Source organism: Aestuariivita boseongensis (assembly GCF_001262635.1).
Lineage (GTDB): Bacteria > Pseudomonadota > Alphaproteobacteria > Rhodobacterales > Rhodobacteraceae > Aestuariivita > Aestuariivita boseongensis.
Map to the genome: position 1 here is coordinate 18,900 of NZ_JXYH01000029.1, position 21,898 is coordinate 40,797.

Genomic DNA, 21,898 nt, shown 5'->3' on the forward strand with positions numbered 1-21,898 from the left:
CATGAATTGGGAGGAGACATCATGAAACTGACAACCCTGACGGCGGCCCTTGCGCTGGCCGGAACCACGGCACTGGCCGCGGAAAAAACCCTGGATATCGGCGTCAGTGACGCCCTGACCGGGGGTGCTGCTGTGTACGGCCTGCCCCAGGCAAATGCGGTCAAGATGGCCGCGGAAGAGATCAACGCCGCAGGCGGGATCAAGGTGGGCGACGACACCTACATGCTGAATGTCATCGCCTATGACGACAAGGCCAACCCGACCGAGGCATCGAATTCGGTGCGCAAGCTGATCGACCGGGACGGCGTGAAATACATCCTGGGCTTCTGCTGTTCCGGCGCGACCGGCGCGGTGGCATCCTTTATCGAGAACGAAGATGCCGTGATGCTGGTGGGCAACGCCGCTGAACGGTCGATCACCACGCGCGAGATCCCCAACCTGGTGCGCACCCGCCCACCGGCGGATTATACCGGGGCAGCAGCGGGAACCTTCGTGGCGCAGAAGGGCCACAAGAAGGTCGCCGTGCTGGGCGCGCTGGATATCGGTTTTTACGCCAGCTATGTGGATGCCTTTGAAAAGGAGCTGGAAAAAGCAGGCGGCGAGATCGTCACGCGGGAAAGCTTTGGCCTGAAAGACCGGGACATGACCCCGCAGCTGACAAAGATCCGCGAGCTGGGCCCCGATGCAATCCTGGTGGTGGGCTATGTCGAACCGGCGGCCTTCATCTATCGCCAGGCGGTCGAGCTGGGCATCGACGTGCCGCGCTTTGGCTTCACCAGCGGGTCGGAAGAGCAATTCCTGCGCGTGGCCACGTCCGAACAGATGGAAGGCGTCTGGGACCTGCGCCCGACCGAGCTGACGCTGCTGTCGGCCAGCGACAATGGCATCGCGTATCACGCGAATTACTCAGAGAAATACGGCATCGCGCCTTCGCCCAGCTCTCCTTATGCGTATGACCAGACCTATGCGCTGAAAGACGCGATCGAGGCGGCGGGTACGGTTGACGATACCGAAGCGGTGGCGGCTGCGCTGCGCGAATTGCCGGTGCCGGATGAGGTGGTCATGCAGTACCTGCCGGTGGACGGGAAGATGTTCGACGTGAACGGTCAGGCCTATACTTCGAACGGAGCGTTCCAGTGGCAAGGCGGCAACTGGGTCTTCGTGCAGGATCTGCCATCGGATGCCGCGGCCTATTCGGCCTTCCTGAGCACCATCGACTGATGAAACCCGTGCCGCGCGGGGGTCTTCCCTGCGCGGCATGTCAGGGACCGGGACCATGATCGAGATATTGCAGCAAATCATCAACGGGATGGCCATTGGCGGGGTCTATGTTCTGATCGCGCTTGGGCTGACCACGGTGTTCGGCATCCTGGGCATTGCGCATTTCGCGCATGGGTCAGTGTCGATGTTCGGCGGGTACCTGACCTTCTTTCTGGTGGTGATGTGGGGGCTGCCGCTGGCGCTGGCGATCCTGATTGCGCTGGTGGTAGGGTTTCTGTTGGGGGTGTTGATCGAATTGCTGGCCTATAGGCCGGTGCGCAATGCCAACCATATCAACGCCTTCATCGTGGCGCTTGGGCTGACCATGATGGTCGAGGGGCTGAACCTGGAGTTCTTCGGCCATGAACAGGTGGTCATCCCCACCGATTTCAGCCGCGTGTTCAATATCGGCGGTGTCACCATCCCCGAACTGCGGCTTTACGTGATCCTGGCCGCCGCGCTGCTGATCGCGGCGATGACGATTTTCGTGGAGAAGACGAAAACCGGGCAGGCGATCCGCGCGGTGGCCGAAAACCGCGATGCCGCGATCCTGATGGGGGTCAATGTCAATACGATCCCGCTGGTGGTCTTTTCTATCTCGACCGCGCTTGGCGTCTGCGCCGGTGTCATGGTGGGCGCACTCTTTGCCATTGCGCCGGGCATCGGCGAGGGGCTGGTCGTCAAAGGCTTCGCGGTATTGATCCTGGGCGGGCTGGGATCCATTCCCGGCGCGGTTGTCGGCGGGCTGGTTCTGGGCATTACCGAGGCGCTGGCCGCCGGTTTCATCTCGTCCGCGTATAAGGATGTGATCGCCTTTGTCGCGATGATCCTTGTGCTTCTGGTGCGCCCGCAGGGCCTGATGGGGAAAGCATGATGCGGTGGAATGGCAAAACGCTTTTGTGGGCGCTGGCGCTGGTCGGGTTCATCCTGCTGCCGCAGCTGATCACGGTGAAATATTACCTGCACCTGTCGATCCTGGCGCTGTGCTGGGTGATCGCGGCGCAGGGGCAGAACCTGATCCAGGGCTATACCGGATATGTCTCAATCGTGCAGGCGGGGTTCATGGGCATCGGAGCCTATTCCACTGCGCTGATGGGGCTGCATTATGACCTGCCCGTCTGGCTGACGATCCTGCTTGCGCCTTGTGTAACAGCCGTATTCGCGGTGCTGACCGGGTATCCCAGCCTGCGGGTGAAAGGGCATTACTTTGCCGTGGTCACGCTGGCCTTCAACCTGGTGATCTTCATCGTGCTGATGAACTGGCACGATCTGACCCAGGGCGAGGCCGGGATCACCGGCATTCCGAAACCCGGCGGCAAGGACAGCTGGCTGAACTGGCGCGACCGGGGCACGTATTATTACTTTGTCCTGAGCATCGCGATCCTGATGACAGGGCTGGCGGCGCTGATCGTGCGGTCGCGGATCGGACAGACCCTGATCGCCATCCGCCAGAACGAGGATCTGGTGGGCGCAATCGGCATCGCGGCCTGGAAATACAAGCTGTTCGCCTTTGTCACATCCGCGATGTATGCGGGACTGGCCGGGGCGATCTATGCCCATTACCAAAGCTTCATCAATCCCGAGATCTTCGGCGTCGCCCAGTCGCTGGATGCGATCCTTGCCGTCATCATCGGCGGGTCGGGCACCATCGCGGGGCCCGTAATCGGGGCCTTCTTCGTGGTCTTTTTGCCCGAATACCTGCGCTTTGCCGACAGCTTCCGCCTGATCCTTTATGGTCTGGTTCTGGTGCTGGCCACGATCTTCATGCCGCGCGGCATCGTGGGTGTGGCGGGTGATCTTTGGGCGAAGGTCAAAGGGAAACCCTCTTGAGCGGTACGGACGCATTCCTGACCCGGCTGCGCGCCTTTGCCCAAGGCTCGGTGGCGGCGGCCGCGCCGCGCTGGTCACTGGGTGACGCGCCTGATCCTGCGCTTTACCGGGAGGCCGCTGACATCGGGCTTTTGGGCACAACCGTACCCGCGACCCATGGCGGGCAGGCCCATGATTTCGCAACGCTGGTTGCGGCCTGTCAGACGCTGGCGGCAGTCGATTTCGGCTTTGCGATGTCTTTGGTCAACACCCACAACGTGGGGCTACGTTTGTGCCTGTCGGCCGGTGACGCGCTGCGCGACCGGTACCTGCCGCAGATCCTGAAAGGAGAGATCAGCGCCTGCACCGCCCTGACCGAACCCGGTGCGGGCACGGATTTCGCCGCGATCACCACGCAGGCGGTTGAAACCGAAACGGGCTGGCGGCTGAATGGCGGCAAACGCTGGATCATCAACGGTCGCCATGCCGGTGCGGCAATGGTCTTTGCCCAATGCAAATCCATGGGCGATGCCAGCGGGATTGCGGGGTTCTTCGTTGATCTGAGCCTTCCGGGTGCGCGCCGCTTTGCCATCGAGTCTGGGTTTTCGCAAAGCTCCATGGGCACAGGTGGTTTCGAGCTGACCGATGTGGAGGTCGGCGCAGAGTGCCTTTTGTTGCCACCCGGCACGGCCTTCAAGGCGATCCTGACCGAAATCAACGCCGCCCGCACCTATGTCGCCGCGATGTGCGACGCGATGCTGGGCGCGGCGATTGATGAGGCCGCGGCTTATGGCGCCCAGCGGATGAGTTTTGGTCAGACACTGGATCAGCACCCATCGTGGCGGCAGCCTTTGGGGGCCGCGCAGGCGGATCTGGCCGCATCAACCGCCCTGACTGCGCAGGCGGTTGCGCGGATCACCGAAGGTGCCGACGCCCAGCTTACCGCGGCGCAGGCCAAGATCACGGCAGTCGAGACAGCCCAGCGCCACCTGCCCGCTTTGTTGCACGCCATGGGTGCGGCGGGGCTTGAGCCCGAACGCTGCTTTACCCGCCATCTGGCCGCCGCGCAGATCGCGGGCCTGACCGATGGCGCAACCAGCATCCTGCGCGACCGGGTGGCGCGGCTGACCCAGGCGCGAAACGTCAAGGACCGGAGGTAACCCATGCGCGTTTTCCAGATCGAAGGCGATTGGGGGTTCGACAATCTGAAGCTCTCGGACCGTCCCGAACCCGAACCCGGCCCGGGCCAGGTTCTGATTTCGATGCGCATGGCTTCGTTGAATGCGCGCGATCTGATTGTGCCGGAACGCGGATATGGACGGGCGACGGGTGAATTGCCCCTGATCCCGGTCTCGGACGGTGTGGGCGAGGTTGTCGCCATTGGCGAGGGTGTCACCCGTGTGTCCGTGGGCGACCGCGTCTGCCCCACCTATTTCCAGAACTGGACCGCCGGCGCCCCCACGCCGGAACGCTTTGCATCAGCGCTTGGCGGGCCTTTGGACGGGGTGATGGCCGATCTGGTCTGCCTGTCGGAAGAAGGTGTCGTGAAGGCGCCCGATTACCTGACCGACGCCGAAGCCGCGACCCTGCCCTGCGCCGCCCTGACCGCATGGAGCGCCATTGTCACCCACGGTCAGACGCGCGCAGGCGACCGGATCCTGATCCAGGGCACGGGCGGCGTTGCCCTGTTCGCGCTGGCCTTTGCCAAGATGCAGGGCGCGCATGTCACGGTGATCTCATCGAGCGATGAGAAGCTTGAGAAGGTGCGCGCCATGGGCGCGGATGAGACGATCAATTACCGCGAAACCGAAGACTGGGCGCGGGCCAGCCGGGCGATCACCGCCGACCGTGGCGGGTATGACAACATCATCGAACTGGGCGGCGCGCGCACCCTGCCCCTGTCGCTGCGCGCGGTGCGGCCCGGCGGCACGCTGTCGATGATCGGGGTGCTGTCGGGGCTGAATATCGAGGCCTCGCTTGGGCCGATCGTGGCGCGGCAGGTGCGGCTGCAAGGCGTGACCGTGGGCCATCGCGACGGGTTCGAGGCCATGCTGACCGCAATGGCGCAGCATCAGACACGGCCTGTTCTGGGCAAAAGCTTCGCCTTTGAAGACTTGAAACCCGCGCTGGAGCACCTGCGGGCGGGCGGACATTTCGGCAAAACTCTGATCCGGTTCTGACCCCTATGCCGGCCCTTTCGCATCCCTTCCAGCCCCGCGCGCATTCGCCCGACAAGCCGGCCTTCGTGATGTGCGCCAGTGACGAAACCGTCACCTTCGGCGCGCTTGAGGCGCGGGCCAACCAGGGGGCGCATCTGCTCAGGGTGCAGGGCGTGGGCATCGGCGATCACATCGCGATCCTGATGGAAAACCGCCGCGAATTTCTTGAGTTGTGTTTTGCCGCAGACCGTGCGGGGGTCTATTACACGACGATCAGCACCCATCTGACCGAGGACGAGATCGCCTTTATCCTGGCCGATTGCGGTGCACAGCTGCTGATCGTGTCCGAGAGATGTCTGCCCCTGGCCGGCCACGCGGTGCGCAGATCGGGCTGCGCCCTGTTCCGGGTGGGTGCAGGGCCGGAGGATGTGCCCGACTGGATGGAAGCGGCGGCGCGGATGCCCGAAAGCCCCATCGCGGACGAGGCGCAGGGGCTTGATATGCTTTATTCCTCGGGGACGACGGGGCGGCCCAAGGGCATCAAATGGCCCCTGCCGCAGGATGCGCCGGGCGGGCGCACCATGCTGATTGACCTGCTGACCGGGCTGTTCGGCTATGATGCCGAGACGCGATACCTGAGCCCAGCGCCGCTGTATCATGCGGCCCCTTTGCGCCATTCGATGGTCACCATCAAGATGGGCGGCACCGCCTATATCATGGACCGTTTCGACGCGGCCGGTGCTTTGGCGCTGATCGAAAAACACCGCATCACCCACAGCCAATGGGTGCCCACCATGTTCGTGCGCCTGCTGAAACTGCCCGAGGCAGAGCGGCAGGGCTTCGATCTGTCTTCGATGAAAATGGCCGTGCACGCCGCCGCGCCGTGCCCGCCGGATATCAAACACAAGATGATCGACTGGTGGGGCGAAATCATTCACGAATATTACGCGGGGACCGAAAACAACGGCTTCACCTCGATCACCAGCGCGGAATGGCTGGCCCATCCCGGTTCGGTCGGGCAGGCCAAGCTTGGCACGCTGCATATCTGCGACGAGGACGGCAACGAGGTGCCTGTCGGGCAAACCGGCGAGGTTTATTTTGAGAACGGCCATCAGTTCGCCTATCACAATGACCCGGAAAAGACGGCCTCCTGCACCAATGCGCAGGGCTGGACAACGCTGGGCGATATCGGTCGGGTGGATGAGGAGGGATACCTCTATCTTACTGATCGCAAATCATTTGTTATCATTTCAGGCGGCGTGAACATCTATCCGCAAGAGACCGAAGACGTGCTTCTGACGCATCCGGCGGTCATGGATACGGCGGTCATTGGCGTGCCCAACGAGGACTTCGGCGAAGAGGTCAAGGCGATCGTGCAGCTGGTACCGTCGAACGACCCGTCGGATGAGTTGGCGCAAAGTCTGATCGACTATTGCCGCGCGCGGCTGTCGCCTTTGAAATGCCCGCGCAGCATTGATTTCAATGACGCCCTGCCCCGTTCAGCGACCGGGAAGCTTTACAAACGGAAGCTGCGAAACCAGTACTGGAAGGGCTGAACCCGGCGGGTTTTCACCGTTATGTACTGAATTTGACGGCCGCATTGTTCGTTTTGCACTCGGCTTGATCCGCGCCAAGGGGCCCGCACCTTTCCCTTTTCCGGAAATTTTGGACAGGACCAGTCCGGGAGCGTTACAAGGGACGAAAGGGAGTTGAGTTAATCCGGTCCATGGACAGTCTGACCTTCGCAGATTTCACCTTGCACCTTCGAACACGCAAGCTGTTGCGGGCTGGGGACACCATCAAACTGGGTGCGCGGGCCTTCGATCTGCTTGAGCTTCTGGTGACCCGGCGCGACGATGTGGTCAGCCGTGACGACATCATGCGAAAGGTCTGGCCCGATACGGTGGTTGGCGACAACAATTTGAATGTGCAGGTCGCAAACCTGCGCAGGCTGTTGGGGTCTGACGCGATCGTCACCGTGTCCGGACGCGGCCTGCATTTCGCGCTGGATGTGGAGGCAGGCGATTTACCGGCTGTCGAACTGCCGGACAAGCCGTCCATCGTCGTTTTGCCTTTTTCGACGCTGGGCGACGACCCCGATCTGAGCTGGCTGGCCGATGGGTTTGTCGAGGATATCACCACAGAACTGTCGCGGTTTCGCGATCTGTTCGTCGTGGCGCGGAATTCGGCCTTTGCCTATGGTCAGGCGCCGCGCGACCTGCGTCTGATATCGCGCGAGCTGGGCGTGCGCTATGCGCTGGAGGGCAGCGTGCGGGCTTCGGTCAGCCGCGTGCGGGTCACGGCGCAGCTGATCGACGCCACCACCGGCGGCCATATGTGGGCCGAGACCTTCGACCGGGACATGCAGGATCACCTGGAAACCCAGGCTAATGTCGCACGGGCGGTCGTGTCCTGCATCGCGCCGCAGATCGACCGGGCCGAAGCCGTCCGTGTCCGCGCCAGAGCGACCGAAGATCTGCCCGCACAGGGCCTTGCTCAGCGCGCATGGACGATCATCTCGGCCGGCGAGATGACCTATGACCGCGCGCCACGCGACCAGGCAGAGCAACTGGCGCGCGAGGCCCTGACGCGCGACCCTGATCTGGGACTGGCCTGGCGCGTGCTGGCCTGGGTGGCCTGGTGGAATGTCTATCACGCGACGACAGTGTCCGTCCCCGATGCGCTGGCCGAAGGGATCGACGCCGCCACGCACGCGCTGGAGGCCGATCCGACAGATCACCATGCCCGCCGACTGCGCGGGCAGTTGCATTTGATGAATAACGATGTGCGATCCGGCCTGCCGGATCTGCGCGAGGCCCATGAGATCAATCCAAACTGCGCACTGACCCTGTGCTGGCTGGGACTTTACGAGGCGCTTAACGGAGATCCCGAAAAGGGTGTGCGGCTGGCTCAGGCCGGGCTCAGGCGCAGCCCGCGGGATCCGGTGCGTGGGTCGATGCTGTGCACCGTGGGGTTCGCGCAATTCGCGGCGCGCGATTACGAAGCGGCGGCGCAGGCGGCTGAGGCCGCTCTTGCCGAGGCGACGCAAGGGGCCACGCCGCTGATCCTTGGAGCGATTGCCTATGTTGGTCTGGGCCAGACCGCGCGGGCCGCCGAGATGTTCCGCCGCGTCGAACGGATGGCCCCCAAACTGGTCAAGGCGCGATTATCCGGCAAGTGGCTGAGCTCTAATCCCGATTACCTGCGCCGCGCGCATATGTTCTTTCGGATCGCTGGCGGTTTTGCCCCGCCAGAAGCCGCAGAGCCGTCGAGCGAAAAAACCACCGGCCTTTAGATCTTTTTAGTCTGCGAAATAGACAGCGCCGGAGCTGCTGCGCGACCGTCGACCTGTCGGTGCCTGCGCCGAGGGAATGGGCAGGGTGTCAGTGCTCCCTCCTGATGCTTTGATCCATCCCCGTCCCGCAGAAGCGTTCCGACATCACATTCATTCGCGCGACACGCGCGCCAGAAGGATCGGGACCTGTCGTGCCCGGCGGAGAGCATTGATGACTGAGACACTGACAAAGGGCACATCCGAAGCCAATGGCCGGCTCTGGGGCGCGCGCGCCCGTGACTGGGCCGATATACAGGAAGGCCAGGTGGCCGCCGCCTATCACGAAGTTCTGGACAGGTGCGGTGTCACTTCGGGCACCTGGCATTTGGATGCTGGATGCGGGGCTGGGATGGCCTGTGCGCTGTCCGCGTCTCTTGGTGCAGCGGTGGCTGGTCTGGATGCGTCGGAAGAGATGTTGAAGATCGCACGGGACCGCACCCCGTCGGGGTATTTCCGCCAAGGCGATCTGGAAGCGCTGCCTTTTGAGGATGACAGTTTCGATGTGGTGACCGGGTTCAATGCATTCCAATACGCAGGCGATCCGGCGCAGGCGCTGCGCGAGGCGGGCCGCGTCACCCGCCCAGGCGGCAAGATCGTCATTCTGACATGGGGTGAGCCGGAAGGGATGGAAGCCGCGGGCCATATTGCCGTGATGAAGCCGCTTTTGCCTGCGCCGCCGCCCGGTGCGCCCGGTCCCTTCGCCTTGTCGGAGGAAAGCACGCTGCGCGCCTTTGCCGAAAAGGGTGGGCTGACGCCGATGGAGATCCACGACGTGGAAACGCGCTGGCATTACCCCGACGCCGATACCGCGCTGCGAGGTCTGTCATCGCCAGGTGTGGCCGTGAAGGCCATCGAACATGCCGGGGAAGAGGCGTTCCGCGCCGCCATGTTGGCCTTTCTTGCACCTTTTGTCGGGGCGGATGGCAGCGTCAGTTTCGGGGCGCGTTTCCGGTACCTGATCGCCACTGTGTGAGACCGAGTTCAGAGCTTCCGCGATGAAAGACGCGCCCCCATGACGCAGATCCTGCATGCCGCCGCCATTGCCGTCTTCACCCTTGGGGCCGGAGCAGCCACTGTGAAGCTTGTGCAGGAGGAGCCTGCGCCCTTCGTCATTCCCGCCGGGAACTGGGCCCCCGGTGCGGAACTGGATGGGCGGGTCTTCCACACGCGTGACAGGATCATCGAAACAGACGAGGTGCTGGACGATATCCTGCATTTCAGGGACGGTCGGTTCCAGTCGGCGATGTGCCAGGAATATTGCGATTTCGGCTGGTCGGAATACCGCACATGGGTCGAGGGCGATGTGGTGCATTTCACCACGACGACCCGCTGCCCCGATGCCCCGCACAGCGTTGTCTGGTATGGCCGCGTGACCGGCGACGAGATCGAGTTTGATGCCAGGTGGACGACACGGCGTTGGTACTGGACCCGTCATCTGAACGCCGAGGGCGCTGGGTCAGGGGCACCAGTTGCGGGCGGCTAGGCCCGCAGAATTGCAGTAGGCATCTGTTTTTCCGGCGGGAAACGCCCCCTGAAAAACCCCACCCCTTTCCTTTGCGCCCAAAACGCGCTATGGCCCGGCCATCTGAGACGTGACGCCTTTGGCCCCCGGGCGCGTGCAACAGGATTGGGGGCGGCGGCAATGGGGCCGCCATTGAGAACGGGAGACCCGGGATACGCCTGGGAGTGCTCCCAAGATAGGACGACATATGTTCAACATTACGACGAAGACGATGCAGTGGGGCGAGGAGACGCTCACACTGGAAACGGGCAAGGTTGCCCGCCAGGCAGATGGCTCGGTCATCGCCACGCTGGGTGAAACATCGGTCATGGCCAACGTGACCTTTGCCAAGCAGCCCAAGCCGGGTCAGGATTTCTTTCCGCTGACCGTGCATTACCAAGAGAAATACTATGCCGCCGGTAAAGTGCCCGGTGGCTTCTTCAAGCGCGAGGCGCGGCCGACCGAAAAGGAAACGCTGACCGCGCGTCTGATCGACCGGCCCATTCGCCCGCTGTTCGCACCGGGCTTCAAGCATGAAGTGCTGGTGATGTGCACCGTGCTGTCCCACGATCTGGTCAACGACCCCGATATCGTGGCGATGATCGCGACATCGGCTGCGCTGACGATTTCCGGCGTGCCCTTCATGGGCCCGATTGCCGGCTGCCGCGTTGGTTTCGAGGATGGCGAATACATCCTGAACCCGACCGTGGACGACATGCAGGACCTGCGCCTGAACCCCGATCAACGTCTGGACCTGGTGGTTGCCGGGACCAAGGACGCGGTGATGATGGTGGAATCGGAAGCCTATGAGCTGACCGAAGCGGAAATGCTGGGCGCGGTGACCTTCGCGCATGAGCAGATCCAGCCGGTGATCGACCTGATCATCGACCTGGCCGAAGACGCGGCGAAAGAGCCGTTCGATTATCAGGCACCTGATTATTCGGAGCTCTATGACGCGGTCAAAGCCGCCGGTGAAGAGCAGATGCGCGCCGCATTCGCCATCACCGACAAGCAGGAGCGGACAAGCGCCGTTGCTGCCGCACGTGAGGCAATCATGGGCGCCTTGACCGAGGAACAGCTGGAAGATGCGAACCTTGGCTCGGCCATGAAAAAGCTCGAAGCGTCGATCCTGCGCGGTGACGTGGTCAAAACCGGCAAGCGGATTGACGGGCGGGATACCTCGACCGTGCGTCCGATTGTGTGCGAAACCGGCCTTCTGCCGCGGACACATGGTTCGGCCCTGTTTACCCGTGGGGAAACACAAGGTCTGGTCGTGACCACGCTGGGCACCGGCGATGACGAACAGTTCATCGACGCGCTGCACGGCAACTTCAAATCGAACTTCCTGCTGCATTACAACTTCCCCCCCTATTCGGTGGGTGAAGCTGGCCGCGTGGGCCCTCCGGGCCGTCGTGAGATTGGTCACGGCAAACTGGCATGGCGTGCGCTGCAGGCTGTTCTGCCGGCACCGACGGACTTCCCCTATACCATTCGCGTGGTGTCGGAGATCACGGAATCGAACGGCTCATCCTCGATGGCGTCGGTTTGCGGTGGCTCCTTGTCCATGATGGACGCGGGCGTTCCGCTGAAAGCACCGGTTGCCGGTGTGGCCATGGGTCTGATCCTGGAAGACGACGGGTCTTACGCGATCCTGACCGACATTCTGGGTGACGAAGACCACCTGGGCGACATGGACTTCAAAGTGGCGGGGACCGAGAACGGCATCACCTCGCTGCAGATGGACATCAAGGTTGCGGGCATCACCCCCGAGATCATGGAGAAAGCCCTGGCGCAAGCCAAGGACGGTCGTCTGCACATCCTGCAAGAGATGGGCAAAGCCCTGTCCGAGGCCGGTGAGTTCAGCGTTCACGCACCGCGGATCGAAACCATGCAGATCCCGACCGACAAGATTCGTGAAGTGATCGGGTCGGGCGGTAAGGTCATCCGTGAAATCGTCGAAGTGTCGGGCGCGAAGGTCGACATCAACGATGACGGCATCATCAAGATCGCCTCGCCCAACGGGGAAGCGATCCAGAAGGCCTATGACATGATCCATTCGATCGTGGCGGAGCCGGAGGAAGGAAAGATCTACAAAGGCACGGTCGTGAAGATCGTGGACTTTGGCGCGTTCGTGAACTTCTTCGGCAAGCGCGACGGTCTGGTGCACGTGTCCCAGATCGAAAACCGCCGGTTGAACCACCCGTCGGACGTTCTGAAAGAAGGTCAGGACGTGTGGGTCAAACTGCTGGGCTTTGACGATCGCGGCAAGGTCCGCCTGTCGATGAAAGTCGTCGATCAGGAGACCGGCGAAGAAGTACCGGCAGAGTCCAAGAAAAAAGAAGAGGCTGAGTGATCAGCCTTTTCAGAAATCAGACCTCCGAACCCCGGTTCGGAGGTCTTTTTTGTTTGGAGCCGACAACCGGAGCGACAGGGATTGTTGAGACAGATGTTCGGATGGCTCTCGCCCGAATGGCCTGAGATTGATGCACGGACCGCGATCTTGTGGGAGCCATGCTCGAAAAGTCATGGGGAGATCGTGCCGGGCTATGCGCAGCTGCTTCTGGACCTGAAATACCGGGTGGTTGTGCTCATGACGCCCCAGCGCCTGGACGAGGGGCTTTTCTCGCGCATGTCGCATCCGCGTCTTGAGCTGCCCCGTCTGACCCAGCGGCAGATCGGTCGTTTTGCCAAGACCGGCGCAATGAACAAGGCGGCGGTTGTCTTGATATCAACCGCAGGCAAGCTGCCGCATACGGATCAGGGAAATGCCGACCTGCAGCGCGTGTTCGGCGCGGAGGTTCCGCCAGGGCTTTTGCTGGTCGAACATGACGCACAGCTTCGCATCGATGCCGGGACATGGTCCGATCGCGCCATTACCTTGCGCGGACTGGATTACAAGGGCGCGCAATCCACGATCATCAACCCCCATCGGTTCGGAGAGGTCAGGATCACACCGAAGTCCGATGGGAAGACCATCTTTCTTCTAGTGGGTGCCGCGCGCGCAAAGCGGCGCAATCAGAACCTTGTCTTTGATGCAGCCGAACGGCTTCTGGGCGAGGGTCACACGAATTTCGAAATCCGGCTGATCGGCAAGAAGGGCGGTCAGACAATCCCGCCCCGGCTGGAACAGCATGTCACCGAATTGGGACGCGTGGATTTCAGCGATCTTTACAAGCAGGTTGAAGACGCCGATTTCATTGTCACTGCTTTTCAGGCGGATAATCCCGATCACCTTGCCTATCGCACCGTGAAGACGACCGGCAGTTTTCAGCTGTGTTACGGTTTTGGAACGCCCTGCATCGTGCAAGAGCAGTTCGCCAATGGCACCGCCCTGACAGCTGAGAACAGCCTGTTTTACGACACCGATGCGCAGATGTTCGACGCGATGCGCGCGGCAATCCTGATGAAGGCAGATACCTATGCCCGGATGCAAAGTCAGCTGGTTCACGATGCCGGGGCGCTGTATCAGACATCGCTTGAAAATCTGAAAGCGCTCATCCATGGCTGATATTCCGATCCTTCTGTGTTTTGACGACCGCATTCTGATTGGCGCCGGGGTCACTATCGCGTCTCTGGTGCAGGCAGCGCGGCCGGGCACATGCTATGAGATCAACATCATGCATCCCGGCCTGTCGGCGGATGTGCAGGCCGGTCTGACCGCGCTGGTAAGCGGGACACCTCACAGCATCCGGTTTTTTCAGATCCCTTCATCGCGGTTCGACGGGCTTCCGAAAAGCAAGGGCAGCTGGACCGAGATCGTGTATTACCGGCTGCTGGCGGCCGAGGTTTTGCATGACCGCGACCGCGTCATTTACTCAGATGTCGATGTGTTCTTTTGCGACGACATGACCGAGGTGTTTGAAACCGATCTGGAAGGCATCGAATGGGCCGGCGTGAAAGCCGAAGCCAACGGCCCCGACATGGTGATGCACACCTACTTTGCAGAGAACACGAAAGACTGCATTTACATGTCCGGTTTCATGGTGATGAACCTCGCGCTGATGCGCGAGCGCCGTGTCATTGACCGGTATTTCGAAACGGTGAAACACATCGGCGATCGGCTGCGGTTCTTCGATCTTGATCTGCTGAATGTGGCGAGTCCGCAGATCGGGACGGTGCCGTTTCGCTATGCCGTGCTGGAGGATACCTATGAGGCCGATGATGTTACGCGGTCCTCTGATTTCCCTTATCTGGGCACGGTTTACGGTGCAGATGAGCTGTGCGAAGGGCGCGACGATCCGGCGATCATCCATTATGCGGGGCGACGGGGCAAACCGTGGCAGCGCAGACAGGTTCCGGACTATTACAACGCAGTGATCAAAACGCTGCCTGCGGTTTTGCGGCCGTTCAATTTCCGCGATTTCCGCAAGAGGTGGCTCTCTCGCAAGGGTCGGCGGAGCTTTCCGAGCCGTCACTGAACGCACGATGGGGCCAGAGTTCGGCCCCACCGCATGTCGCCGGTCTCAGAGTTTGGTCATCCGCAGGTACGGCAGAACCGTTTCGAACTCCCCGAACTTGGCCTTGGCGTCTTCATCCGACACGGCGGTGGGAATGACAACGTCCTGGCCCACCTCCCAGTTTGCAGGGGTCGCCACACCCGCGCGCGCGGCGGTTTGCAGCCCGTCCAGGGCGCGCAGCACCTCGGCAAAGTTGCGGCCCACATTCATCGGGTAGGTCATCGACAGTTTCAGCTGTTTGTCCGGCCCGATGATGAAGACCGACCGCACCGTGGCGGTGTCGTTGGGGGTGCGGCCGTCGGGCAGGTAGGCCTCGGACGGGAGCATGTCGAACGCCTTGGACACCTCCAGCCCGGTGTCGGCAATGATCGGGAAGGTCGGTTTCGCGCCTCCCGCCTTTTCGATATCGCCTTTCCATTTCTTGTGGTCCTCGACCCCGTCGACCGATACGCCGATCACCTTGGTGCCGCGTTTCTCCCATTCATCGGCCAGTTGGGCCACCGCGCCGAATTCGGTGGTGCAGACCGGTGTGAAATCCTTGGGGTGTGAGAACAGGATCGCCCAGCTGTCGCCGATCCAGTCATGCAGGCTGATCGTGCCGGTATCTGTTTCAACGGTCAGGTCGGGGATCGTGTCATTGATGCGCAGTCCCATTCGGGTCTCCTTCCAGTGCGAGTCGCATTGCAATTAACCTTGGGACTGCAGCAGCGGGTTACAACCCCCGTCTTGCAGGTCGCGGCGCGGAGTGACAGAGTGCGCGCAAAGCGCCGACCGCGCGGTCGGTGAAACACATGGGATTGGGAGTGCCTCCATGATTGAAAAGCGTCAGTTCTATATCAACGGCCAGTGGGTCGACCCGGCCGAACCGAATGATTTCCACGTGATCGACCCCTCCACGGAAGAGCCCTGCGCGGTGATTTCGCTGGGCGGGAAGGCCGATACCGATGCGGCGGTCGCCGCGGCCAAGGCCGCTCTGCCCGGCTGGATGGCCACCCCGCCCGAGGAACGGATCGCGCTGGTTGAAAAGTTGCTGGAAATCTATGCCACGCGGGCCGAAGACATGGCGCAGGCCACCTCGATGGAGATGGGCGCGCCTATCGACATGGCGCGCCAGCAGCAGGTTCCCTCGGGGTCGTACCACCTGAAAAACTTCATCCGCGCGGCGAAGAATTTCCAGTTCGACAAGCCCTTGGGCGATCATGCGCCGAATGACCGGATCATCTATGAAGCTGTTGGTGTGGCCGCGCTGATCACGCCGTGGAACTGGCCGCAGAACCAGATCACCCTGAAAGTGGGTGCTGCAGCCGTTGCGGGCTGCACCATGGTTCTGAAACCGTCGGAACAAAGCCCGCTGAACGCCATGATCTTTGCCGAATGCGTGCATGAGGCGGGCTTCCCGCCGGGCGTGTTCAACCTTGTGAACGGGGATGGCGCCGGCGTGGGCACGCAGCTGTCAGGCCATCCAGATGTGGACATGGTCAGCTTCACCGGATCGACCCGCGCAGGCACGGCGATTTCGAAGAATGCCGCGGATACGCTGAAGAAAGTGCATCTTGAGCTGGGCGGCAAAGGCGCCAACCTGATCTTTGCCGATGCCGATGAAAAGGCGGTGAAGCGCGGTGTGATGCATATGATGAACAACACCGGCCAAAGCTGTAATGCCCCCAGCCGGATGATGGTTGAAGCGTCGATTTACGATCAGGCGGTGGAAGCAGCGAAGGAAGCGGCGGAAAAGGTTGCCGTTGGCAGCGCCCATGACGAAGGTCGCCATATCGGTCCGGTGGTGAATGAACTGCAGTGGAACAAGATTCAGGGTCTGATCGAAAAGGGCATCGAGGAAGGCGCGCGCCTTGTCGCCGGTGGTCCGGGCCGCCCGGAAGGGTTCAACAAGGGCTACTACGTGCGCCCCACGGTCTTTGCCGATGTGACCAATGACATGACCATTGCCCGGGAAGAGATCTTTGGCCCCGTCCTGTCAATCATGAAATTCGAGACCGAGGAGGAGGCCGTCGAAGTGGCTAATGACACGGTTTACGGCCTGACCAACTATGTCCAGACCGGCGATCCGGCGCGGGCCAACCGGCTGGCGCGCAAGCTGCGCTCGGGCATGGTCGAAATGAACGGCCAGAGCCGGGCAGCAGGTTCGCCCTTTGGCGGGATGAAGCAGTCGGGCAACGGCCGCGAAGGCGGTGTGTATGGCATCGAGGATTTCCTTGAGGTCAAAGCGGTCTCGGGCTGGACACCGGAATAAGAAAAACGGCCAGGGCGGCGTCTGACCAAAGGTTCAGCGCCGCCTTGCCATCCGGGCTGGCTCATGCCGACGGATTTCGTTAAGCGGACAACATGATCTTTACCCAGCTCAACGGCCGTCTTGGCAATCAGATGTTTCAATATGCCATCGCACGTGGTCTGGCCGCGCGGCATGGGACATCCGTTGCGCTGGACCCGCGCTATGCGCTGAAGCGCGGCGATGGGGTTCTGACGCGTGTCTTTGACCTGGATGTGGAAGCGAATCCGACACTTCCGCCTGCCAAGCACGAGAACCTGATCGGCTATGCCCTTTGGCGGCATCTTGGCCTTGCGCCGAAGCGCATTCAGGAACGGGAATTGAGGTATTATCCGGAATTCGAAACCTGGCCCGACAACGTCTATTTGCGCGGCTACTGGCAATCCGAGAAGTACTTTGCCGCTATTGCGGATCGGATACGCGAGGACTTCACCTTTCCGGAGTTTTCAAACAGCCAGAACGCCGAGATGGCGGACAGGATTTCCCGATCCATGGCCATCTCGCTTCATGTCAGACGTGGGGATTATGTGGATCTGAACGCGCACGGGCTGTGCGATGCCGCGTATTACACCAATGCACTGTCCCGGATCCTGGAGGATGTCAGCGGGGAACCGACGGTCTTTGTTTTTTCGGACGAGCCGGAATGGGCCAAGGTCAACCTGCCTCTGCCCTGCGAAAAAGTGGTGGTCGATTTCAATGGCTCGGATACCGATTTCGAAGACATGCGATTGATGTCGCTATGCCGGCACAACATCGTGGCCAATTCCTCGTTCTCGTGGTGGGCGGCCTGGTTGAACAACCACGCTGAAAAGCGGGTCATGGCGCCGTCGCAGTGGCTGGCGGATCCGGCCTTGCAGATCACCGACAACATCCCCGATGGATGGACCCAGATCGAGGTTGGCTTGAACCGCTAGGCAGGGACGGTTTCAGGCCGCTCAGAACTCGGGCTTGGCGCGGAACTTCAGCCCTTTGCCGCTTTCCGGATGGCTGATGCGCAGCTCTTCTGAATGGAGCATCAGGCGGGGATGGGCCTTGGCCTCTCCGGTTGCATAAAGCGGATCGCCAAGGATCGGATGGCCCAGCGCCAGCATATGCACGCGCAACTGGTGACTGCGCCCGGTACGGGGAAACAGGCGCACGCGGGTTTCGGTTTCGCTGTCCTTGACGACTTTCCAATCTGTCACGGCGGGCTTGCCGTTTTCATGGTCGACCATCTGCTTCGGGCGATTGGGCCAATCCACGATCAATGGCAGATCGACGGTGCCTGTCGTGGGCGTCAGGCGTCCCCAAACCCTTGCCACATAGGTCTTTTTGGCTTTGCGTAGTTCGAATTCCTTCGACAAGCTGCGCTGCGCATGGGGTGTTAGAGCAAAGACCATCACCCCGGATGTGTCACGATCCAGCCGGTGCACCAGAAGCGCGTCGGGGAAAGCGGCCTGCAGGCGGGTAAGCAGACAATCCCGCAGATGATCGCCCCTGCCGGGAACCGACAGCAAACCGGCGGGCTTGTTCACCGCGATCAGGTGGGCGTCTTCGTAGAGCAGATCGAGCGGGCCGGTTGGGGGATGATAGCTCATGCGCGGCCCCGCATCCGGCGCAGCATGGAGGTGGTGTAGATGATCAGCGCGACCCAGATCATCGGGAAGGCAATCAGGCGCGCGCCCGAGAAATCCTCGCCAAACAGAAAGATCGCGATGAGGAAGATCATCGTGGGTGTGATGTATTGTAAAATGCCGATGGTCGAGAGGCGCAGCCCCTTCGCCGCATTGGCATAGATCAGAAGGGGAATGGCGGTGGCCGCGCCGCTGCCCAGAAGCAGGCCCATATCCGTCGCGCTCGCCAGAAAATGCCCGGTTCCCTGCTGCGCCAGCCACAGGATAAAGCCCAGTGCGATGGGACTGAGAATGAGAACCTCCAGCATGAACCCCTGATTTGGGCCGATGGGCAGGCGGCGTTTGAAGAAGGCGTAAAAGCCCCAGCTGAAGGTCAGGCCAAGGGCGGCCCAGGGCAGGGTGCCGGCGTCGATGGTTATGAGGAGGACGGCGCAGGCGGCAAGCGCGATGGCGATGATCTGCGCGCGGGTGAGGCGTTCGCGCAGCAGCACCGCGCCCAGAAAGACGCTGAAGAGAGGGTTGATATAGTATCCCAAGGCCGCCTCGACCGCGTTCCCGCTGGCAATCGCCCAGACATAGATGCCCCAGTTGATCGACACGAGCGTCGCCGTCAGCGCCGCCATGGCCAGCACCGAAGGTGACTTAAGCGCTTGTTTCAAGTCCTGAGTTCGGCCGGTGACGATCAGAAGCGCCCCGGCAATGGGGATGGACCAGAGAATGCGGTGGGCAACCACTTCGACCGGGGGGATGTGGTCGAGCAGCTTGAGGTAAAGCGGGAAGAACCCCCAGAAGAGATAGACGGTGATCGCAAGCACAAAACCTTGCTTGGTGTCCTGATCTTCGGGGAAGGGGGTGGTTGGCGCGGTCATCTTGCGCCCTGCCTAGACCGGAAAAGGGCCATGCACAACGCGTATGACATACGTATGACTTGCGTATGACACCTGTGCGCGGCCTTTTCCGGCGGGGTACCGCGCCTCAGGCGCGGACGCGTTCGGATTTCGGGTCGTACAGCGGGCGCAGAGAGGCGTCGGCCTTCACACGGGTACCGGCCACGTCGATCTCATAGCCGGAAGCGAGGACCTGATCGGCGCTTTCGCCTGCGCAGGGCACATATCCCATGCCGATCGCCCCGCCCAGATGATGGCCATAGGCGCCCGAGCTGAGATGGCCCACAATCTCCCCATCCCGGACGATGGGTTCGTTGTGATAGAGCAGCGGTTCGGGGTCAGTCAGGCGGAACTGCACCATCCGGGTTTTCAGACCTTCATCGCGTTTGCGTTCCACTGCGTCACGGCCGATGAAATCGGGTTTGGTTTTCGACACGGCAAAGCCAAGGCCCGCTTCCAGCACGTGATCCTCGCAGGTGATGTCATGGCCGAAATGGCGGAAGGCCTTTTCGATGCGCGCACAGTCCATCATGTGCATGCCGCAAAGTTTCAGGCCCATGTCGCGGCCCGCATCCCAAATGGTTTCGAACGCATGGCCGGCCATCTCGGTCGGGATATAGATCTCCCACCCCAGTTCGCCGACATAGGACACGCGGTGGACGCGGGCGAGGCCAAGGCCCAGTTCAATCTCTTGCGCAGTGCCGAAGGGGTTCGCGTCGTTGGAGAAATCGTTGGGCGAGATCTTTTGCATCAAGGTCCGCGCGTTGGGGCCCATGACGGCCAGCACGCCTTCAGCGGCGGTGACATCGGTGATGACAACCATGTCGTCACCCAGATGGCGGCGCATCCAAGTCTCATCCGCCAGTCGCGTGGCGGCGGGTGTGACGACCAGATAGGCGGTCTCGGACAGGCGGGTGACGGTCACATCCGCTTCGATCCCAGCGCGGGAATTGAGGAACTGGGTGTAGACGATCTTGCCCTGCGGCACGGACATGTTCGCGCCACAGATGCGGTTCAGGAAGGCTTCGGCATCCGGGCCTTCGACACGCAGCTTGCCGAAGGAGGACATGTCATACATGCCCACGTTCGACCGCACGGCGGCGAGTTCCTCACCCACGTTGTCGAAGAAATTCTGCCGCTTCCACGAGTATTCGTATTCCGGGGCCTGCCCGTCACGCGCGTACCAGTTCGCGCGTTCCCAGCCAGCGAGTTCGCCCATCACGGCGCCCAGTTCCAGAAGGTGGTGATGAAAGGGCGTGCGGCGCACCCCGCGTGCGGTGGCTTTCTGGCGATAGGGGAAGTGATCGGCGTAAAGCAGGCCCAGCGTCTCGGACGCGCGTTCTTTCAGATAGCGCTGGTTGCCCTGGAAGGGGTGCATCCGGGTGATATCCACGTCGCCCAGATCGAAGGGTTTTTCGCCATCCTCCATCCATTGCGCCAGCGCCATGCCTGCGCCGCCTGCCGATTGGATGCCGATGGAGTTGAAGCCTGCTGCGACCCAGACATTGTCCATCTCGGGACAGAGGCCCAGGTGGTAGGCGTCGTCGGGCGTGAAACTTTCAGGGCCGTTGAAGAAGGTGTGAATGCCCGCCTCGGCCAGCATGGGCATGCGGTTCACGGCCATTTCCAGGATCGGTTCGAAATGGTCGAAATCTTCGGGGAGCTGGTCGAACTCGAATCCTTCGGGGATCGGACCCCAGGGTTTGGAGACGGGTTCGAACGCGCCCAGCATCATTTTCCCTGCGTCTTCCTTGTAGTACGCGCATTCGTCGGGGACGCGCAGTACGGGAAGCTGGGTTAGCCCGTCGATGGATTCGGAGACGATGTAGAAATGCTCGCACGCCTGCAGCGGGATCGAGGTGTTCAGCATGCGGCCCACCTGATGGCCCCACATGCCCGCGCAGTTCACCACCATGTCGCAGACGATATGACCCTGGTTGCCCGCCTCATCGGCCCAGTCGATGCCGGTGATGCGGCGGCCATCGCGGATGGCTTTGGTGGCCTTGACGCGTTCGCGGATCACCGCGCCGCGTTGGCGCGCGCCTTTGGCCAGTGCAAGCGCGATATTGGCCGGATCGCCTTGCCCGTCCTTGGCGAGGTAGACGCCGCCCGTGACGCCTTCGATATTCAGATGTTCATAGCGGGATTTGATGTCGTTAGGGCCGATTTCTTCAATCTCGACCCCGAAAGCGCGGGCCATGGCGGCGGATCGGTGAAGCTCCTCTAGCCGTTCATCGGTGAGCGCGGCGGTGATGGAGCCCACGCGTTTGAAGCCGGTGGCGACGCCGGTTTCCTTTTCGAGGTTGCCATAGAGTTCCTGGCTGTATTTGGCGAGGCGGGTCATGTTGGCCGTGGCGCGCAGTTGCGCGATGAGGCCTGCCGCGTGCCATGTGGTGCCGGAGGTGAGTTGCTTACGTTCCAGCAGAACCACATCGGTCCAGCCCAGCTTGGTCAGGTGATAGGCGACCGAACAGCCGATGACGCCACCGCCGATAATGACGACGCGGGCCTTGGTGGGAAGATCAGTCATGGGTCATCCTTTCGTTGAGCGGTGTGTTTCGGACGCTATCGCGTCCGACCGATGCGAGGGG

General features: G+C 61.7%; 18 protein-coding genes. 14 read left to right on the forward strand and 4 right to left on the reverse strand.

Features of this window, described 5'->3' with window-relative positions; genetic code table 11:
- Positions 1-21 precede the first annotated feature (21 nt).
- The 12 genes from TR61_RS12215 to TR61_RS12270 all read left to right on the forward strand — a co-directional run bounded on the left by TR61_RS12215 (position 22) and on the right by TR61_RS12270 (position 14,481).
- Positions 22-1,221 (forward strand): ABC transporter substrate-binding protein, encoded by a 1,200-nt coding sequence (locus TR61_RS12215; protein ID WP_050930360.1) that lies wholly within the window; start codon positions 22-24, stop codon positions 1,219-1,221.
- Between the two features lie 55 nt (positions 1,222-1,276).
- On the forward strand, positions 1,277-2,134 hold the full coding sequence (locus tag TR61_RS12220; RefSeq protein WP_050930361.1) for a branched-chain amino acid ABC transporter permease: 858 nt from the start codon (positions 1,277-1,279) through the stop codon (positions 2,132-2,134).
- Positions 2,131-3,090, forward strand: coding sequence for a branched-chain amino acid ABC transporter permease (locus TR61_RS12225; RefSeq protein ID WP_245626882.1), 960 nt, complete (start codon positions 2,131-2,133; stop codon positions 3,088-3,090). Before TR61_RS12220 ends, TR61_RS12225 begins: the two co-directional genes overlap by 4 nt.
- Positions 3,087-4,229, forward strand: coding sequence for an acyl-CoA dehydrogenase family protein (locus TR61_RS12230; RefSeq protein WP_050930362.1), 1,143 nt, complete (start codon positions 3,087-3,089; stop codon positions 4,227-4,229). Before TR61_RS12225 ends, TR61_RS12230 begins: the two co-directional genes overlap by 4 nt.
- A gap of 3 nt (positions 4,230-4,232) precedes the next feature.
- Entirely contained in the window at positions 4,233-5,249 is a 1,017-nt protein-coding gene (locus TR61_RS12235; protein WP_050930363.1) for a zinc-dependent alcohol dehydrogenase family protein, read from the forward strand.
- Positions 5,250-5,254: 5 nt separating this feature from the next.
- Positions 5,255-6,784, forward strand: a complete 1,530-nt coding sequence (locus TR61_RS12240; RefSeq protein ID WP_050930364.1) for an acyl-CoA synthetase — start codon at positions 5,255-5,257, stop codon at positions 6,782-6,784.
- Between the two features lie 170 nt (positions 6,785-6,954).
- On the forward strand, positions 6,955-8,523 hold the full coding sequence (locus tag TR61_RS12245; RefSeq protein ID WP_050930365.1) for a winged helix-turn-helix domain-containing protein: 1,569 nt from the start codon (positions 6,955-6,957) through the stop codon (positions 8,521-8,523).
- Between the two features lie 211 nt (positions 8,524-8,734).
- A complete protein-coding gene (locus TR61_RS12250) occupies positions 8,735-9,535 on the forward strand; it encodes a class I SAM-dependent methyltransferase (protein ID WP_050930366.1) in 801 nt (266 codons plus the stop codon).
- A gap of 39 nt (positions 9,536-9,574) precedes the next feature.
- Positions 9,575-10,045 carry a hypothetical protein gene (locus TR61_RS12255; protein WP_050930367.1) on the forward strand — a complete coding sequence of 157 codons (471 nt, stop codon included), beginning with the start codon at positions 9,575-9,577 and terminating at the stop codon, positions 10,043-10,045.
- 226 nt (positions 10,046-10,271) lie between these two features.
- Positions 10,272-12,416: a polyribonucleotide nucleotidyltransferase gene (gene pnp / locus TR61_RS12260; RefSeq protein WP_050930368.1), complete on the forward strand. Its 2,145-nt coding sequence runs from the start codon at positions 10,272-10,274 to the stop codon at positions 12,414-12,416.
- A 93-nt stretch (positions 12,417-12,509) separates the two neighbouring features.
- Entirely contained in the window at positions 12,510-13,571 is a 1,062-nt protein-coding gene (locus TR61_RS12265) for a glycosyltransferase family protein (protein ID WP_050930369.1), read from the forward strand.
- The gene (locus TR61_RS12270) at positions 13,564-14,481 is read left to right on the forward strand and encodes a glycosyltransferase family 8 protein (protein ID WP_050930370.1); all 918 of its coding nucleotides are present in this window, start codon (positions 13,564-13,566) and stop codon (positions 14,479-14,481) included. Before TR61_RS12265 ends, TR61_RS12270 begins: the two co-directional genes overlap by 8 nt.
- A 45-nt stretch (positions 14,482-14,526) precedes the next feature.
- On the opposite strand, the gene TR61_RS12275 is transcribed toward TR61_RS12270, so the two are convergent.
- Entirely contained in the window at positions 14,527-15,174 is a 648-nt protein-coding gene (locus tag TR61_RS12275; RefSeq protein WP_050930371.1) for a peroxiredoxin, read from the reverse strand.
- 157 nt (positions 15,175-15,331) lie between these two features.
- Between TR61_RS12275 and TR61_RS12280 the strand changes: the two genes are divergently transcribed.
- Both TR61_RS12280 and TR61_RS12285 read left to right on the forward strand, forming a co-directional pair.
- Positions 15,332-16,771, forward strand: a complete 1,440-nt coding sequence (locus TR61_RS12280; RefSeq protein ID WP_050930372.1) for an aldehyde dehydrogenase family protein — start codon at positions 15,332-15,334, stop codon at positions 16,769-16,771.
- 92 nt (positions 16,772-16,863) lie between these two features.
- Positions 16,864-17,721, forward strand: a complete 858-nt coding sequence (locus TR61_RS12285) for an alpha-1,2-fucosyltransferase (protein WP_050930373.1) — start codon at positions 16,864-16,866, stop codon at positions 17,719-17,721.
- A gap of 21 nt (positions 17,722-17,742) precedes the next feature.
- Here TR61_RS12285 and TR61_RS12290 read toward each other — a convergent pair whose 3' ends face one another.
- The 3 genes from TR61_RS12290 to TR61_RS12300 all read right to left on the reverse strand — a co-directional run bounded on the left by TR61_RS12290 (position 17,743) and on the right by TR61_RS12300 (position 21,837).
- A complete protein-coding gene (locus TR61_RS12290) occupies positions 17,743-18,384 on the reverse strand; it encodes an RluA family pseudouridine synthase (RefSeq protein ID WP_050930374.1) in 642 nt (213 codons plus the stop codon).
- Positions 18,381-19,289 carry an EamA family transporter RarD gene (gene rarD, locus TR61_RS12295; protein WP_050930375.1) on the reverse strand — a complete coding sequence of 303 codons (909 nt, stop codon included), beginning with the start codon at positions 19,287-19,289 and terminating at the stop codon, positions 18,381-18,383. The genes TR61_RS12290 and rarD overlap by 4 nt, the downstream gene beginning before the upstream one ends.
- Positions 19,290-19,395: 106 nt before the next feature.
- Positions 19,396-21,837, reverse strand: a complete 2,442-nt coding sequence (locus TR61_RS12300) for a GcvT family protein (protein WP_050930376.1) — start codon at positions 21,835-21,837, stop codon at positions 19,396-19,398.
- Positions 21,838-21,898: the final 61 nt, after the last annotated feature.